The organism is Acetobacter papayae (assembly GCF_047721125.1).
GTDB lineage: Bacteria > Pseudomonadota > Alphaproteobacteria > Acetobacterales > Acetobacteraceae > Acetobacter > Acetobacter papayae.
The window spans coordinates 38,397-52,916 of the sequence record NZ_JBDNWF010000014.1 but is presented as its reverse complement, the minus strand read 5'-3'; the positions used below and the strand labels follow the sequence as shown (position 1 = coordinate 52,916).

Genomic DNA, 14,520 nt, shown 5'->3' with positions numbered 1-14,520 from the left:
TGTATATGGTGCCAGCGGTACCGGTAGCCCCTCCGCCCCCGGCCTATTACTACTACCCTCAGGGTGGAGGCTATTACGGCGGTTGGTAAGGGCTGTAGCCTTAGCCCCCGCGTTCTCCCCCGCTCCTGCGGGGCCTGAACGCGGGGTTTTGTTTTTACAGGCTGCGGGCTTTTTCCATCACCGCATCCACATGGCCATCCACTTTGACCTTGCGCCACACGGCGGCAACCTTGCCCTGTGCATCGATCAGGTAAGTGCTGCGCTCGATCCCCATATGGGTTTTGCCATACAGCGTTTTTTCCACCCACACGCCGTATGCCTCGGTTACGCTGCCATCGGCATCGGAAGCCAGAGGGAAGGTGAGGCCGTATTTCTCGGCAAACGCATCGAGCTTTTTAACCGGATCGCGCGAGACGCCGATAATCGTTATCCCTGCCGCCTCAAATGCCGCCAGCGTCTCGTTAAAGCCGCAGGCTTCCTTGGTGCAGCCGGGGGTGTCCGCCTTGGGGTAGAAATACAGAACAAAGGCTTTGCCCTTCATATCCGCCAGAGCGACCGTGCGGCCGCCACTGGCCTCCATGCTGAAAGCGGGTGCCTGATCGCCCACACCGGGGCCTGCCCCTGCTGCTGTTGTCGTGCTCATAACCTGCTCTCCCGTTATTGTGGTTTTTCGTTCTGGCATTGTCTGGCCCTGAGGGGTCATTCCCCCTCGGACGGGCCAACAAGCCGCCCGAAACTCTGCTGCACCGCCCGTGCCAACAGGCTGGATTTTTCGATCAGGGCGGCAAGGTCTGGCTTACCCATTCCCCTGAGCAATACAGCCAGTGCGGTAGGGGCAAGGTCTTTTTCCAGATCCTGAGGCGGCACAGGCCCGCAAAGCAGGCGCAGCAAAGCCTGTAGCCGCCGCCAGAAACTTTCCGCCTCGATCAGCACCGCGCCATCCTGCGCACTCAGTTCCCCCACCCTTACCAGACGCCCCAGCGCCAGACGGGTTTCTGTGCTGCGTGCTGCCGCTCGGCCTGCGCAAAGCTGCAGGATTTGGGCAATGAACTCCACTTCCATCAGCCCGCCAGCCCGACGCTTGACATCCCACACCGATGTTGGCGGCAACTCCCGCGCCAGACGGGCGCGCATGGTGTTAGCATCGGCCAGCAAAGTGGCGCGTGCCACCCGCTCTGGCCGGATGGACCCATCGAGAATACGCGCAAGGTCCGCCCGCAGCACACGCCCCAGCGCCACAGGGGCCGAGACAATGCGCGCCCGGGTTAGCGCCATGCTTTCCCATGTCCATGCGGTTTCGGCATGGTAGCGCAAGAACGCATCCCGCGAGACCGCCACCGGCCCCGCAGCGCCGGACGGACGCAGCCGCATATCCACCGCGTAAAGCGGGCCTTCCGGGCCGGGAGCTGTAAGCGCTGCGATAAAGGTATGGGCCAGTCGCGTATAATACGCCCCCACAGCCAGAGACCGCGCCCCGCCCGGCGCACGGGCAGGCACCACGCTGGCCTGACTGTCTGGCGGGTGGTTATAGACCATCAGCAGGTCAAGGTCGGAGCCGGGCATCATTTCGCGCGACCCAGCCTTGCCCAAAGCCACAACCGCCATGCCCCCGCCGGGCACGCGCCCATAACGCCGGATATGTTCACGCTCCACCGCCTTGCGCAGCACGATCATGATCGTATCGGCCAGCAGGGTTCTGGCGTGTTCGGCGGCATCCTCGCTCAGCCGCCCTTCCAGCAGGGCTACGGACAGGCGGAACTCCTCGCCCCGCAGCAATGGCCGCAGGACGGACAGAAGCCCTTCCACATCTTCGGCCTCTTCCGCCAGATGCAGCAACCTGTCCACGACGCCGCGATTTTCCTCCGGGTCTGAATCCAGCAGGCCTTCCAGCGCAGAGGGCGTATCTGCCAGATGATCCGCCAGAAAAGCCGAAGCATCGAAAATACTGGCAATCCGGTCGATCAGTTCGGGGTTACGCTCGAACAGGCTCAGCAACTGCACACCGGCATGCTGGCGGGTCAGCAGGGCATCGAACCGCCGCAGACAGGCCAGCGGGCTGCTACGCTTGCCAAAACTGGCAAGAAAGGATGAAAGCTGTGCGCGCAGGAGCGCATGCGCGCGCTCTGAGCGCAAGGCCCGCAGGCGATTGCCGCTCCAGCGCGCCAGCACCTGAGAGGCATCGGCAATTTCGGATTCAGGAAAACCATGCCGCGCCAGCAGTTCGGCCATCTGGCTGCTCTCGGCAGCTCCTTCCTCCGGCACGGGCACCAGCACACTCCCGGCCTCGCCACCCTGCTCAGGAGGTTGGATAACAAAATGCCGCTCAAAAATCCGCCGTGCCTCACGCATGCGCGGCAGCATGTCCAGCGCCAGAGCCTCACCATCGGGGTAGTTCATGAATACGGCAAACGCCTCGAACCCTTCCTCCGTATCGGGCAGGCTATGGGTTTGCTGGTCGGCACGCATTTGCAGGCGGTGTTCGGCATCGCGCAGGAAGCGATAGGTGCGCGCGAGAATTTCAGCCTCCTCACGCGGGAGCCTGCCTGAACCGACGAGTTTTTTCAGCGCGCCGAAAGTTGTGCGCTCACGCAGGGCTGGCTCACGCCCACCCCACACAAGCTGGATAGCCTGTGCAATAAACTCGATCTCGCGGATACCACCCTGCCCAAGCTTGACATTATGACCCAGCAGCCATGCACGGCTGGCATCCGGGTCTGCCAGAACCGCATCAGGGAGTTGCGCCAGATCAGTGCGGCCCGCCTTGCGGTAGCGGTCGATACGGGCCTTCATGTCATGGATGTCGTCTATCAGCGTGAAATCGAGATGCCGCCGCCAGATAAAGGGGCGGATAGCCGCCATAAACCGCCGCCCCGCCGTCATGTCGCCCGCTACGGGGCGGGCCTTTATCATGGCGGCCCGCTCCCATGTCTGGCCCAGACTTTCGTAATACAGAATGGCCGACTGAACCGTAACCGCCGGAGGGGTAGAAGACGGGTCCGGCCTCAGGCGCAAGTCCGTACGGAAAACGTAGCCATTCGCATCGCGCGCTTCCATCAGGCTAACAAGATCGCTAGTCATACGCACAAAGACACGCCGTGCCGTGTCGGGCTGACTGTACACTGCGGGATCATAAAGGACCACAAGGTCGATGTCGGATGAGAAATTGAGTTCCCGCGCGCCCAGCTTGCCCATGGCCAGCACCACCAGCCCGCAGCCCTGTGTTGGCCGCTCGGGATGAGGCAGCACGATCTGCCCGGCCTGATGCGCGCTCCACAGCAGGTGCCTGATTGCCAGATCGAGCGTGGTCTCGGCCAGACGGCTCAGGGTGGCAGTAACCTCCTCAAGCGACCAGAACCCGCCCAGATCAGCCACGGCGCACAGAAACGCTACGTGTTTTTTGGCCTTTCGCAGAAAAGCCGCGACATCTTCCCGCCCCAATGTGGTGTCAAACATTTCGCAGGCGGCAAAGGCCTCTTCCGCGCAGCGTTCAGGCCCCTGCTCCAGCAGGGCAATGAACGCACCCACATCCTCGCGCGCGAGGTCAGACAGATACGGGCTGTTCCCTCCCAGACAGGCCAGCAGCGCCACAGCGCCCGGTTGCTCAAGACTGTGCACCGGCAGGCCCGCCTGTATGGCGAGGGCGTGCATGTCCTCGGAAAAAGCCTGTGCCGCTGCCGGGTTAGCCGGGCGCGGCCAGTCCGCACCGGGCCATGTCCGCAGGCTCTGCCCACGCAGTTGCCTGACATCGCGAAAAAGAAACTGTTCTGCCTGTGTCATGAAAAGGCCTGTTGTGAACCCTACCCGTACCGTAACCCGTAAAGGCTTGCTGCGTTGATTACCCCCGGTCAAGAGACAGCCACGCCAAAACGCTCCAAAACCGTACGCCGTATTGTGGCCGTGGCCTGTATATGCCTGCTGCTGCCACCCTTGTGCGTGGCGGCTCTACTGGCGCGGGTTGCCTTCGCACCGCTTGATATCGCCCCACTGGCCCGGCATTTCCTGCCGTTTACACTCATCCGTGATCCGCTCAGCCACAAGCCTGTTGCCCGGCTGGATATGGGAGCGGCCATCCTGTCATGGCCGGTTTTGACGCAGGGCCGCGCCACCCCGGTTACCCTGAGCCTGAACGATGCGCGCCTACTGGCGGCAGACGGGCATGAAGTAGCCCATATCAACACGGCAAGCGCGACGCTGGACCCGCTGGTGCTGGTTCATGGCGGTATCGGGTTGCGCACTGCCAGCCTCAAGGGCGGGAAACTAGCACTCCGCCGCGCGCATGATGGCGCAATCGGGCTGGATATCGACATGTCACAGGCTCATGGCAAGCCGAACGGCGTGGACTCTGATCTGCGCATGCTCGACCATGTGCAGGTAGATGACCTCGCCATCACCATGAACGACATGCAGGCGAACACGCTGTGGACGCTCTCCCCCCTGCATCTGGACCTGAACGCGCAGCGCGTGGGGCATTATGCCGGACTGACCGGCGCGCTGGCCTTCAGCCTTGCCGCGACAAACAACACGCCAGACAACCACACGCCCCCGACCCGGCTGACCTTCAACGCCCGCAGTGAGGTCGTTGGTGCACCATCTCCCGGCGATACCACCCCCACCGTGATCTGGAATGCCCGGCTTGAAGGGATCAACCCCGCCGCACTGGCCCCTGCCCTGTTCGCCACCCCCGACCCGACCCTCTGCGCTATCGACATTCCCGTAACGCTGGACGGGCACCTGCGGCTTGCCCCCGGCATTTCTGACTGGCTGGTGCCGACCTCGCTCGACATTCAGGCCAACCTTGGCGCGGGCCATGCCATGGCCGCGGGATCGCCCTTCGTGCTGGATCACGGCTCGCTCGATCTCGGGCTGGCACTACAAACCGCGCCACCGAAAACACACGGCCTGTCAGGCGCACCCACGCTCATTCATGAGATACCGGCCCGCCTGACCCTGCGCGATGCCAGCCTGTTCCTGAACAACCCTCAGGCCCCACAAGACCCCACCCGCGCAATCGAAGCCCATGCCAGCGGCTGGCTGAGCGCTTCGGACCTGACAAACCCGAAACAGATTACCGGGCAGGTCGATACCAGCATTCCCCATGTGGCATTTGCCGATCTGGGCCAGTACTGGCCCACACAGGCCGCACCCGGGGGCAAGAAATGGGTCAGCACCAATATTCCCGTGGGTACTGCCACCAACCTGAAAACCAGCCTGACCCTCAAGGGGGATGCAGGCTGGAACAGTCTGGACGTATCGGGCATTGATGGCAGTCTGGATGGCACAGGGCTGGATGTGCACTGGTTGCGCCCCATTTCCCCCCTGCATGCCATGAATGCCCGGCTTGAAATCCATGACCTGAACAGCCTGACCATCAGCTTCGATGGCGGCTATCAGCTTGTGGACAGGGCAGACAAACACGTAGGACTTGGCGGCACGGGCCGGATCAAGGCCGGGCCGGGCAGCATGGTTATCAGCGGGTTGAGCGACCCGATCCAGACTGGTGTCATCCGCTCCAAACTGGAAGGCAGGCTGGAAGATGTTCTGGCTCTTCTGGCCGAGCCACGCCTGCACCTGCTCTCCAAACATCCGATGGACATCACCAACCCGCGCGGCGCAGCCACGCTCGACCTGAGCCTGACCCTGCCCCTGATCGATCAGGTTACGATTGATGAAATGGCCATTTCCACCCATGCTGAGCTGAGTTCTGTCTCCCTTGGCAACGCTGTGGCCGGGCGCTCCATCACGCAGGGTCGTTTCGGGCTGGATGCCACGGCGGATGGCCTGAACCTGTCGGGCGAGGGCGTAGTCGGCGGCCTGCCCTCCACCCTCTCGTTCTTTACCGACTTCCGGCGTGTAGCACCCAATGACCTGCTTGAAAGCGCACATCTGACCTCGCGCCTGACCCCCGCAACCATTACCGCCGCCGGATACGACCCGGCGGATCATTTTGCGGGCAGTGCGGATCTGGACGTGACCTATAAACAGACTGGCGACCGGCATGGCACGGTCGATGTCGCGCTGGACATGGAGCGCGCGCGGGTGCGTATTCCGCTCTGGCACAAAGCCGCCGGGCGACCCGCACAGGTGAAAGCCAGCCTGAGCCTGCAGGCAGGCCGAATTACCGGTGTGGATCAGATTATGGCTACCGGCCCTGACCTTGACCTGAAAGGTCAGGCCGTGATCCGCCCGCAACTTCCCCCCGAACTGGTGATTTCCTCTTTCAAAATCGCGCGGTCGAGCGGTCGGGCACGGCTCTCGCTGCCCGGCCCAAAAGACCCGATGATCCATGTGGGTGTCGATGCCAATACGCTCGACCTTGCCCCTCTGGTCAGCGGAGATCCGGCCGAGGTCAAAAAACAGGCCCAAGCCACCAAAGAAACGGGCTACCATGTTCCCGAGGCCGCCACGGGCCGCCTGCATGGCAGCCCCGGACGGGCATGGGCCATCAACCTCAAGGCGCGCACCCTGTGGTATTCCACCACACGTGCCCCCCTGCATGATGTCGATGCCTATTTCGAGGATAACGGCAGCAGGCTGGAAGCCATGCGCTTTGCCGTGCAGGGCCCAACCCCTATCACCATGAAGCTGACCCCACAGGCCAGCAAACGCGCGCTCCATGTCAGTATTCCCGATATGGGGGCTTTCATGGCGGCGTTCGGCATCCTGCCCGATATCAAGGGCGGGCATGCCACCCTGACCGGCACATTTGACGACAGCCACCCCAGCGCGCCGTTTTCAGGCCAGATCGATGTCACACCCTTTACCCTGACCAAGGCACCAACAGCCCTGCGGGTTGCGCGCAATATCTCGCTCTATGGCTGGCTGGCCGCACAGGATACGGCCAATTTCCAGATCAACCACATGACCATGCCCGTCACGTTTCAGGACGGCGTGCTGACCATCCATGACGGCAGCACCGGCAATACGGCGCTGGGCGCCACACTCGAAGGCACGGTGGACCTTGATAACAACAGCATCGACCTGCATGGCACCGTGGTGCCTATTTTTGCGGTCAACACCATGCCGGGCAAGCTACCGGGTATTGGCAAGCTGTTCAGCCCGGAAAAAGACGGCGGGCTGCTGGCCGTAACCTTTGGCGTAGCGGGCAAGCTGGATGACCCCAGCCTGCATTTCAACCCTTATTCTCTACTACTGCCCGGCCTGTTCCGCCGCATGTTCTAAGCCGGTACAGGCGGGCCTTACACACCCGCCTGCACTGGCACGCTCTTACCGTGCTGCTAGGTTTGCCTTGCGGTACAGCATGTCGCGGAACGCTGCAAAAATATGGCGCATCTGCGGGCTTTTGTAGGGAAACAGGGCCTGATCATCCGCATCATGAATGACCAGCGCATTGGACAGTTCAAACACCAGCAGTTCGCCCTGCTGGGTTTCAGCGCAGTCAAAACCCACATAATCCAGACCGAAACGCTCATGAATAGCCGATAGAGCAGCGGCATGTCGGCGGGCAAAACCTTCATCAAACCCCGCCATGGCGGCGGCTTCTTCTGCCCGACGCTCGGGGTATTCCTTCATTTCAGGATAGGGGTAATGCACCATCCAGTGCTGTGAGATCCCCATATGGGCCAGGAAGGGTTTTCCGTCGATCTGCACCACGCGGTATTTACGGAACAGCCCGTCCGGCGAAGCATAGTTGATGAAATTGGCAGCGAAAAACTCATTCCCCTCCACCTTTTCCAGATAGGCCGCGATATCCGCAACCCCTTCGATTTTGCTCAGATTAATGCCCCCATGCCCACCCTGCGGCCGCAGGATAATGGGAAAGGCGATATCGCCGGGGCGGGTCTGCTCCAGAGTTGCGCGGTCCGCCCGCCATGTGGTGGCCATGCACAGCCCCGGCGCGCCGCGCAGCACCTCAAATGCCTCCGCGCGGGACAGGGCGGGAATACGCCCGGGCGGGTTAAGAACCGGGCGAGGCCAGTTTTCCAGATAGCGGCCAAGCTGCGCCAGTGTTTCACGGTGCGTATCGGCCTCACCAATCGCCACGAACAACAGGTCATGGTCTGGCAGGCGCGCGGGCCATGACAGACCCGGCCCGACATACAGCACATCAATCGTAATGCCCGCATGTTCGAGAATACATTCGAACGGCACATTGGCGGTAAAATCACCCGGTGTCTTAACCACCAGAAGGCGCACAGAGCCCGGCTCCCCCTGTGCAACGCGGAACACCTGCTGGCGAGCCAGAGCCACGCCCAGCGTTTCCAGCCCTTCGGCCCGCTGAAAGCAGAGCTGCTGGATCAAGGCGAGGTCCAGCAGGGCATAGACATCATCATCGCGCTCATACCGGGCGATCAGCTCAGGAGCAAAGCCGGTAATATCCTCACGGGCCAGAGCGGCACGGAACAGCGGGGCAAGCCCCATGACAGGCGGCGGTGACGCCAGTTCGTCGCTGTCGAACAGCACGGGAGCGCTACCAGCAGAACGGAGGATCGTGTCAGGCTCGAACATAGCGAAAAGCCACCATCATTTTAAAAAACCAAGGAAAAAACTAACACGGAACAACAGGGCCTGACCACAGGTACACCCTGCCCTGCGCAAAAGACCCTGCGGGCTTTCAGTGGCCGTGGCGCTGGCTGGGGAGATCATCCGCCGCGATCGCCCCTTCCGACATATCCGGCAAAAGACCGGCTACAGGATTACCCGCATCTCCAGCCTGCCCCGTGTCAGACGAGGGCCCACTTTCACCCGGCTGGGCAGACAGGCGGGCCTGTGCCTCCTTGTCGGCCGCATCCTGATCGGCCGCACTTTCCAGCAAGCGCACATCCTGCGGCAACCGACCACGCACCGTGGCGGACAGACCGCCAGCCCGCACGAGCGCCCTCAGGGGGGCATCCGCGTCAAGCCAGCCTGTGTCCAGTCCGTTGCCGCTGATACGGCCTGCGGGGTGGAACACCTGCCCCCGCCCACCAGAGAGCGCTACGGGCCCGTGCCACCCCCGCGTGGCGGAAACCACGCCTGCGGCATCCGCCCCCGAACACGGTTGGGTCGCCATGAGGGTAACGGTTTCGGTCGTGACCAGCGCCTGAGTTATGGCCACAACAGCGCCATGGGGCTTTTTGCTTCGTATCGGGGCCTGCGCAGCGAACACCGTGCCGGAGGGCACCACCACGATAGCCCGCATATCCGCCAAAGCCGTCACGGCAAGGCAGAGCGTCACACCCGAACCTTCAGCGCCTCCAATCTCGGCACTGCCTCTGTTTTGCGCGTGCCCCTGCACGCTCACGCCAAACAGGAAAAACGGCATGGACAGCAGCAGTGCCGTGCTACGGCGGCGCAATGATTTACCTCTGCTCATGCCTTGCCCCCCCCTTGCTGCCTCCGGCCGTGCACCACCCTTTTCAGGGATGTGCCGGAGCCTGCACGACAAACCCTGCCGGAACCTCGAAAATACGATCCGGCTGGGCTGCGCGGCTGACACTGATGGCCCGCACGGTGATATGCCCCTGCTGCACGACCTGCAGCAATATGCCATCAGGGGTATAGCAGGCATCACCTTCATGCCCCTCCGTATCGACAGTGCGCCAGACCTCACAGGTCTCCCCCGCCACAACGGACTGACCAAGCCGCGTATACGCGCCCGAGGCCGGGTGCTGGCCCGGCAGCGTCAGATCCTGCTGGCCGGGCATCGGCATGGTGCTGACACGCTTGCGGCTTTCATCCACCACGCTCAGGGTGCGGTTTTTCCACGTGGTGACCATGTAAACGCTGTCCCCTTCGGGGTCGAGGCGCTGCTGTAGCCCGGCAACCTGCCAGCGCATCCGCTGGCGGGCCGGAGCCACTCCATCCTGCGGAGGTGTCAGCACATAGGTCACATCCGTATCCACCGCAGGGGTCACATACGGTGCCTCTGACGGCGCGGCAGGCGCACCCGGCTGGGTTGCAGGCTGGGTTACGGGGGTAGTCGGGACCACTTGCGCCCGTGCCGTTCCCGCACCGATCAGGCTCCCACAGGCCATGGCCGCGAGCATGAAAACAGGGCCCGCACACATGCGGCGAACCTGCCCGACTGGCTGTATCAATCCTTTAGCCCGGCGCAGGATCATGGGTGATCTCCCGCACTGTTATGTTCGGAACTGGCGGGCGCACCGCTCAGCGGCCCCCGGCCAGAACCATCGGCACCCCCTTCATGCCGGGCCTGCACTTCCTGAAAACCCGCAGGAGGCTGGAACGCGCTGGACGGTACAGGCGCATAGGAAACACGCACGGCTTGCAAGCTGCCGTTCAGCCCATCGACATCCACTCCTTCCTGACTGAGGATCAGCCCCTCATCCGTCACGCAGGCGCGCGCACCACCCTGAGCGGAATAGGCCTGCCAGAGCGTGCAGGGCTGCCCGGCCACACTGGATGTTCCCGCACGGGTAAACTGCATGGACAGATCAAGCAGAAACGGGTTGCGAACACTCTCGCGCTCGGTCAGCCGGGTATAGACACGCCCGGCATCGAGCACCACCAGCACCTCCTGCGCCGCCCGGTTGATAATAACCGCGCCACGCGGCGCGCTATCGGCATCGCCCGTGAGATAATTGATCCGCAGCAACCCGCCATCTCCGGCATAGAGCACCTGCACATAGCGTGCCTGCACGGGCTGCCGGGGCTGGCCGCTTTCACGCAGGTCCTGCTCCGTGGGGCGGGGTTCGAAGCGATAGGTAATCGCGGCGTCACGCTGGGGGGTCAGGGGGGGATGGTCGGCTGTCTCCTGCCCGGCGGCAAGCGCAGGCCCGGCCATAGGCAGCCATGCCGCCAGCGTGGCGGCCAGCAGTATCATGCCTGACAGGCCAATGTGGCGCACACGGCCCTCCACCTGCCCTGCCGGGCGTACAAAAATCCTGTTCATGATGGTGGCTTTACTCCCCTGTCCGCGCCGTAGCCCGGTCTTGCGCCTTCACTCACACCGCCTGTCATGCAAGCGGGTCAGAAATGGCGTATCTCGTTCTCAATCATGTCCGTATCAAGGTCATCGCGCCAGCGGGGCTGCATGTCCACCGCACGGGCCAGAATAGCCTTGTAATCCGAGGCCGGAATTTCCTCTCCCCCAAACCGGGTAAGATGGCTGGTGCCAAACTGGGTATCCAGCAGAATAAAGCCGCAAAGCCGCAACCGGGCGACAAGATGCACCAGCGCCACCTTGGAGGCATCGGTGGCGGTGCTGAACATGCTCTCGCCAAAAAATGCCCCGCCAAGGGCCACGCCATACAACCCGCCCACCAGAACGCCATCAAGCCGGCACTCCACGCTATGGGCAAACCCCATATCGTGCAGAGCACAGAAAATACGGGTGATAGGCGTGTTGATCCACGTGGTTTCGCGCCCCGGCGCAGGAGCCGCGCAGCCACGCATGACGGCAGGAAAATCCGTATTCACAGTCACCGCAAACCGCCCGGACAGAACCGTGCGGCGCAGGCGGCGGGGCAGATGAAAACCGTTGAGCGGCAGAATACCCCGTGGGTCCGGGTCGTACCAGTTCAGGCTTTCGGGTTCATCCTCATCCGCCATGGGGAAATACCCGGCGGCATAAGCCCCCAGCATCAGCTCGGGCGTGAGTTCTGCGGACATGGGCCGCCTGTTCCTTTCCGCCTTGATCCGCCCTGTTCAGGGCTGGTCTATCATGACCTCGGCCCCTGCCCTGTCCAGCGCAGCCGCCACATCCGGCGGGGGCGGACGATCCGTAACAAGCCGATCAACCCGGCTCAAGGGCGCTACATCAAAAATACCCCGCCTGGCCAATTTGGAGGAATCGGCCAGAACCGTCACCAGTTCGGCCCGCTCTATCATGGCCTGAGCGACTTCGGCCTCCTGCGCATCAAAATCCATAATGGTGCGCGTATCCATGGCCCCGATGGTCAGAAAAACATGCCGCGCATGAAAACGCCTGATCTGCTCAAGCACCAGCGGGCCGAGTGTCTCTCCCGCATCCGGGTTGCAGGCCCCGCCCAGCAAAAACACCCTATGCTCGGCATTGGTCGAGACAATGGAGGCAATGCGCCACGAATTGGTGATGATAACCAGTGAGGGGGCCTCTGCCAGCGCATGGGCGAGGGCAAGCGTTGTGGTGCCCGTATCGATAAAAACGGAATCTCCCGCTTCAAACAGCGTTGCCGCCCGTGCCGCAATACGGCGCTTGGCCTCGGCATGGTCCGCCATACGCAGGGCAAAGGGGCCTTCTGTCTGGGGCACAAGCTGGGCGGGGGCCATGCCGGGCCGGGCACCGCCATGCACCTTGCGCAACCGGCCCTGCCCGTCCAGCGCGCTCAGGTCGCGCCGGATTGTCTCGCGCGAGACGGCAAGCTGGGTGGCCAGCACCTCCACGCTGATTTCATGGTGCTGCTGCACGAGTTTTACGATCCGGTTATGCCGGTCTGCTGGTTTCACAAAGGCTCCCGCTACTGCTGTTCATGAACACTGCACGCTTTAACAGTCCGGATTGTCCGCCCCGCCCCTGCTGCTGTCAATGCCCGAAAAATGACCGAACGGGCATAAATTGCCCGCACTCCAGAAAAAGGGAGGACAACAAGAAAGGCTGAAAAACCAGCCGAAAAATCTATATTCCCGGCAACACAAACCAGTTCGATAGCAAAATGTCTTGACGTTTGTGCAAACAAGCACTTACCGTTCGGTCATTGATATGGTCGAATGGTAAATGCACGTGTCCAATACCCACCCCCACGATGCCCAACGCAATACCCGTCACGACGGTTTTTACGATGTCGCCATTATCGGCGCGGGTGTTGTCGGCTGCGCCACGGCACGGCGCTTTGCGCTGGCGGGCGCACGGGTGGTGTTGGTCGAAAAAGGCACGGATATTCTCAGTGGCGCATCCAAAGCCAACAGCGCCATTCTGCACACCGGCTTTGATGCCCCGCCCGATAGTCTTGAACTCGAACTCGTGCGCGCGGGACGTGAGGAATATCTCTCCATCCACAAGGAGCTGGGGCTTTCTCTGGTGCATACTGGCGCGCTTGTCTGCGCATGGAATGCGGATGAGCATGAAAGCCTGCACGGCATAGAACGTCAGGCCCATGCCAATAGCGTGCAGGCCGTGCGCCCGCTCTCCGCCAGTCAGGCCCGGACACTGGTGCCCGCGCTGTCCAACCGACTGGTGGCGGCCCTTGAGGTGGAAGGTGAACACGTTATCGATCCATGGTCCGCCCCGCTGGCCTATGTCACACAGGCGATAGCGCTGGGGGCGACCGTTCTGCGTGCCACAGAACTGCTGCACGGCACGTTTGACGGAACATGGACCCTGCAAACCAGCACCGGCACCCTGCATGCCGGGGCCGTTATCAACTGCGCCGGACTGTATGGCGACAGGGTTGACCGCTGCCTGGAACTGCCCGAGCGCTTTGAAATCCGCCCCCGAAAAGGGCAGTTCGTGGTGCTGGACAAGGCGGCGTTCAGCCATGTGCCGCGCATCATCCTGCCCGTGCCCACTGCCATTACCAAAGGGATTGTCATCTGCCCTACGGCCTTCGGCAATGTGCTGATCGGCCCCACGGCGGAAGAACAGCAAGACCGCACGCGCGCCAGTCTGGAAACGTCCACCCTTGAAGCCCTGCTGCACCGTGGGGCGGAACTGCTGCCCGTGCTCAGGAACATGCCTGTTAGCGCCACCTATGCCGGGCTGCGCCCCGCTACGGAACAGAAAGCCTACCGGGTGTACAACGCCCCCGGCCACCGGGCCATTACCCTTGGCGGTATCCGCTCCACCGGGCTGAGTGCGGCACTTGGGCTGGCGGCGCATGCCCTGCGCCTTTACGAGCAGTTCGGCACGGAGCTGACACCCCCCGCCACCATTCCCGCAGTGCGTGTGCCCAACCTGACGGAAACCGAAGAGCGCGACTGGCAACGCCCCGAGCATGGCGAAATCATCTGCCATTGCGAGCGTGTCACCCGCCGGGAAATCGAAGCCGCACTGGCAAGCCCCCTCCCGCCCGGAGACCCCGGCGGCTTCAAGCGCCGAACCCGCGCAGGCATGGGCCGCTGTCAGGGCTTTTACTGCGGTGCTCGCGTAGCCGAAATGACGCAGGGCTGCTTTACCGAGGCCTGTGCATCCCGCCCGCAGGGAGAAACAGCATGACCACCGCCGATGTCATTATTATCGGGGGCGGGCCTTCGGGTGTGGCAGCCGGTCTGGCGCTGCGTAAACAGGGCGTGCCCCGTGTCGTGCTGCTTGAACGCGAAGCCTATCTGGGCGGGGCCACCCGCCACTGTGCGCATTCGCCCTTTGGTATGAGAGAATTCGGGCGCGTCTATTTTGGCGCGGCCTATGGCCGCAGGCTTGAACGCGCCGCGCACAAGGCCGGACTGGATATCCGCACCGGCCATGCCGTTACCGCCATACAGCCTCATGGGGTGGTGCAGGTGGTCTCTGCCCATGGCACGCAAACCCTTCATGCCCGCCGGGTGCTGGTCATGACCGGCGCGGGGGGGGGGGCGCCCCCGGCCCGCCCGCGGCCCCGCCCCCCGCCCCCCGGGGGGGTCTCCCCCGGCGCGGGGACGGCGGGG

The 14,520-nt window shown here is 62.9% G+C and carries 11 protein-coding genes; 3 read left to right on the top strand and 8 right to left on the bottom strand.

The annotated features are described in order from the left end of the window. Window positions 1-154 precede the first annotated feature (154 nt). Window positions 155-643 carry a thioredoxin-dependent thiol peroxidase gene (gene bcp / locus ABF757_RS06490; RefSeq protein ID WP_415481443.1) on the bottom strand — a complete coding sequence of 163 codons (489 nt, stop codon included), beginning with the start codon at window positions 641-643 and terminating at the stop codon, window positions 155-157. 56 nt (window positions 644-699) lie between these two features. Further along, window positions 700-3,777 carry a bifunctional [glutamine synthetase] adenylyltransferase/[glutamine synthetase]-adenylyl-L-tyrosine phosphorylase gene (locus tag ABF757_RS06485; RefSeq protein WP_415481442.1) on the bottom strand — a complete coding sequence of 1,026 codons (3,078 nt, stop codon included), beginning with the start codon at window positions 3,775-3,777 and terminating at the stop codon, window positions 700-702. 54 nt (window positions 3,778-3,831) lie between these two features. On the opposite strand from ABF757_RS06485, the gene ABF757_RS06480 reads away from it, so the two are divergent. Beyond that, window positions 3,832-7,179, top strand: coding sequence for an AsmA-like C-terminal region-containing protein (locus tag ABF757_RS06480; protein ID WP_415481441.1), 3,348 nt, complete (start codon window positions 3,832-3,834; stop codon window positions 7,177-7,179). A 45-nt stretch (window positions 7,180-7,224) separates the two neighbouring features. Here the strand turns inward: ABF757_RS06480 and ABF757_RS06475 are convergent, their stop codons facing one another. The 6 genes from ABF757_RS06475 to ABF757_RS06450 all read right to left on the bottom strand — a co-directional run bounded on the left by ABF757_RS06475 (window position 7,225) and on the right by ABF757_RS06450 (window position 12,387). Further along, window positions 7,225-8,466 carry an ATP-grasp domain-containing protein gene (locus tag ABF757_RS06475; RefSeq protein WP_415481440.1) on the bottom strand — a complete coding sequence of 414 codons (1,242 nt, stop codon included), beginning with the start codon at window positions 8,464-8,466 and terminating at the stop codon, window positions 7,225-7,227. Between the two features lie 106 nt (window positions 8,467-8,572). Further along, on the bottom strand, window positions 8,573-9,313 hold the full coding sequence (locus ABF757_RS06470) for a hypothetical protein (protein ID WP_415481439.1): 741 nt from the start codon (window positions 9,311-9,313) through the stop codon (window positions 8,573-8,575). Between the two features lie 43 nt (window positions 9,314-9,356). After that, window positions 9,357-10,061, bottom strand: coding sequence for a hypothetical protein (locus tag ABF757_RS06465; RefSeq protein WP_415481437.1), 705 nt, complete (start codon window positions 10,059-10,061; stop codon window positions 9,357-9,359). Further along, window positions 10,058-10,852, bottom strand: a complete 795-nt coding sequence (locus tag ABF757_RS06460; RefSeq protein ID WP_415481436.1) for a hypothetical protein — start codon at window positions 10,850-10,852, stop codon at window positions 10,058-10,060. The genes ABF757_RS06465 and ABF757_RS06460 overlap by 4 nt, the downstream gene beginning before the upstream one ends. Before the next feature lie 77 nt (window positions 10,853-10,929). Further along, the gene (gene aat / locus ABF757_RS06455; protein ID WP_415481435.1) at window positions 10,930-11,571 is read right to left on the bottom strand and encodes a leucyl/phenylalanyl-tRNA--protein transferase; all 642 of its coding nucleotides are present in this window, start codon (window positions 11,569-11,571) and stop codon (window positions 10,930-10,932) included. Between the two features lie 36 nt (window positions 11,572-11,607). Further along, window positions 11,608-12,387 carry a DeoR/GlpR family DNA-binding transcription regulator gene (locus tag ABF757_RS06450; RefSeq protein ID WP_415481434.1) on the bottom strand — a complete coding sequence of 260 codons (780 nt, stop codon included), beginning with the start codon at window positions 12,385-12,387 and terminating at the stop codon, window positions 11,608-11,610. Between the two features lie 274 nt (window positions 12,388-12,661). Here ABF757_RS06450 and ABF757_RS06445 point away from each other — a divergent pair, with 274 nt between their 5' ends. Next, window positions 12,662-14,092: an NAD(P)/FAD-dependent oxidoreductase gene (locus tag ABF757_RS06445; RefSeq protein ID WP_415481433.1), complete on the top strand. Its 1,431-nt coding sequence runs from the start codon at window positions 12,662-12,664 to the stop codon at window positions 14,090-14,092. After that, a partial coding sequence (locus ABF757_RS06440; protein WP_415481431.1) for an FAD-dependent oxidoreductase occupies window positions 14,089-14,520 on the top strand: 432 nt, incomplete at its 3' end. The genes ABF757_RS06445 and ABF757_RS06440, both read left to right, overlap by 4 nt.

Coding starts and splice junctions, on each gene's coding strand:
- ABF757_RS06475 (WP_415481440.1), bottom strand. CDS start 8,466: ATGTTCGAGCCTGACACGATCCTCCGTTCTGCTGGTAGCGCTCCCGTG.
- aat (WP_415481435.1), bottom strand. CDS start 11,571: ATGTCCGCAGAACTCACGCCCGAGCTGATGCTGGGGGCTTATGCCGCC.
- ABF757_RS06465 (WP_415481437.1), bottom strand. CDS start 10,061: ATGATCCTGCGCCGGGCTAAAGGATTGATACAGCCAGTCGGGCAGGTT.
- bcp (WP_415481443.1), bottom strand. CDS start 643: ATGAGCACGACAACAGCAGCAGGGGCAGGCCCCGGTGTGGGCGATCAG.
- ABF757_RS06485 (WP_415481442.1), bottom strand. CDS start 3,777: ATGACACAGGCAGAACAGTTTCTTTTTCGCGATGTCAGGCAACTGCGT.
- ABF757_RS06460 (WP_415481436.1), bottom strand. CDS start 10,852: ATGAACAGGATTTTTGTACGCCCGGCAGGGCAGGTGGAGGGCCGTGTG.
- ABF757_RS06470 (WP_415481439.1), bottom strand. CDS start 9,313: ATGAGCAGAGGTAAATCATTGCGCCGCCGTAGCACGGCACTGCTGCTG.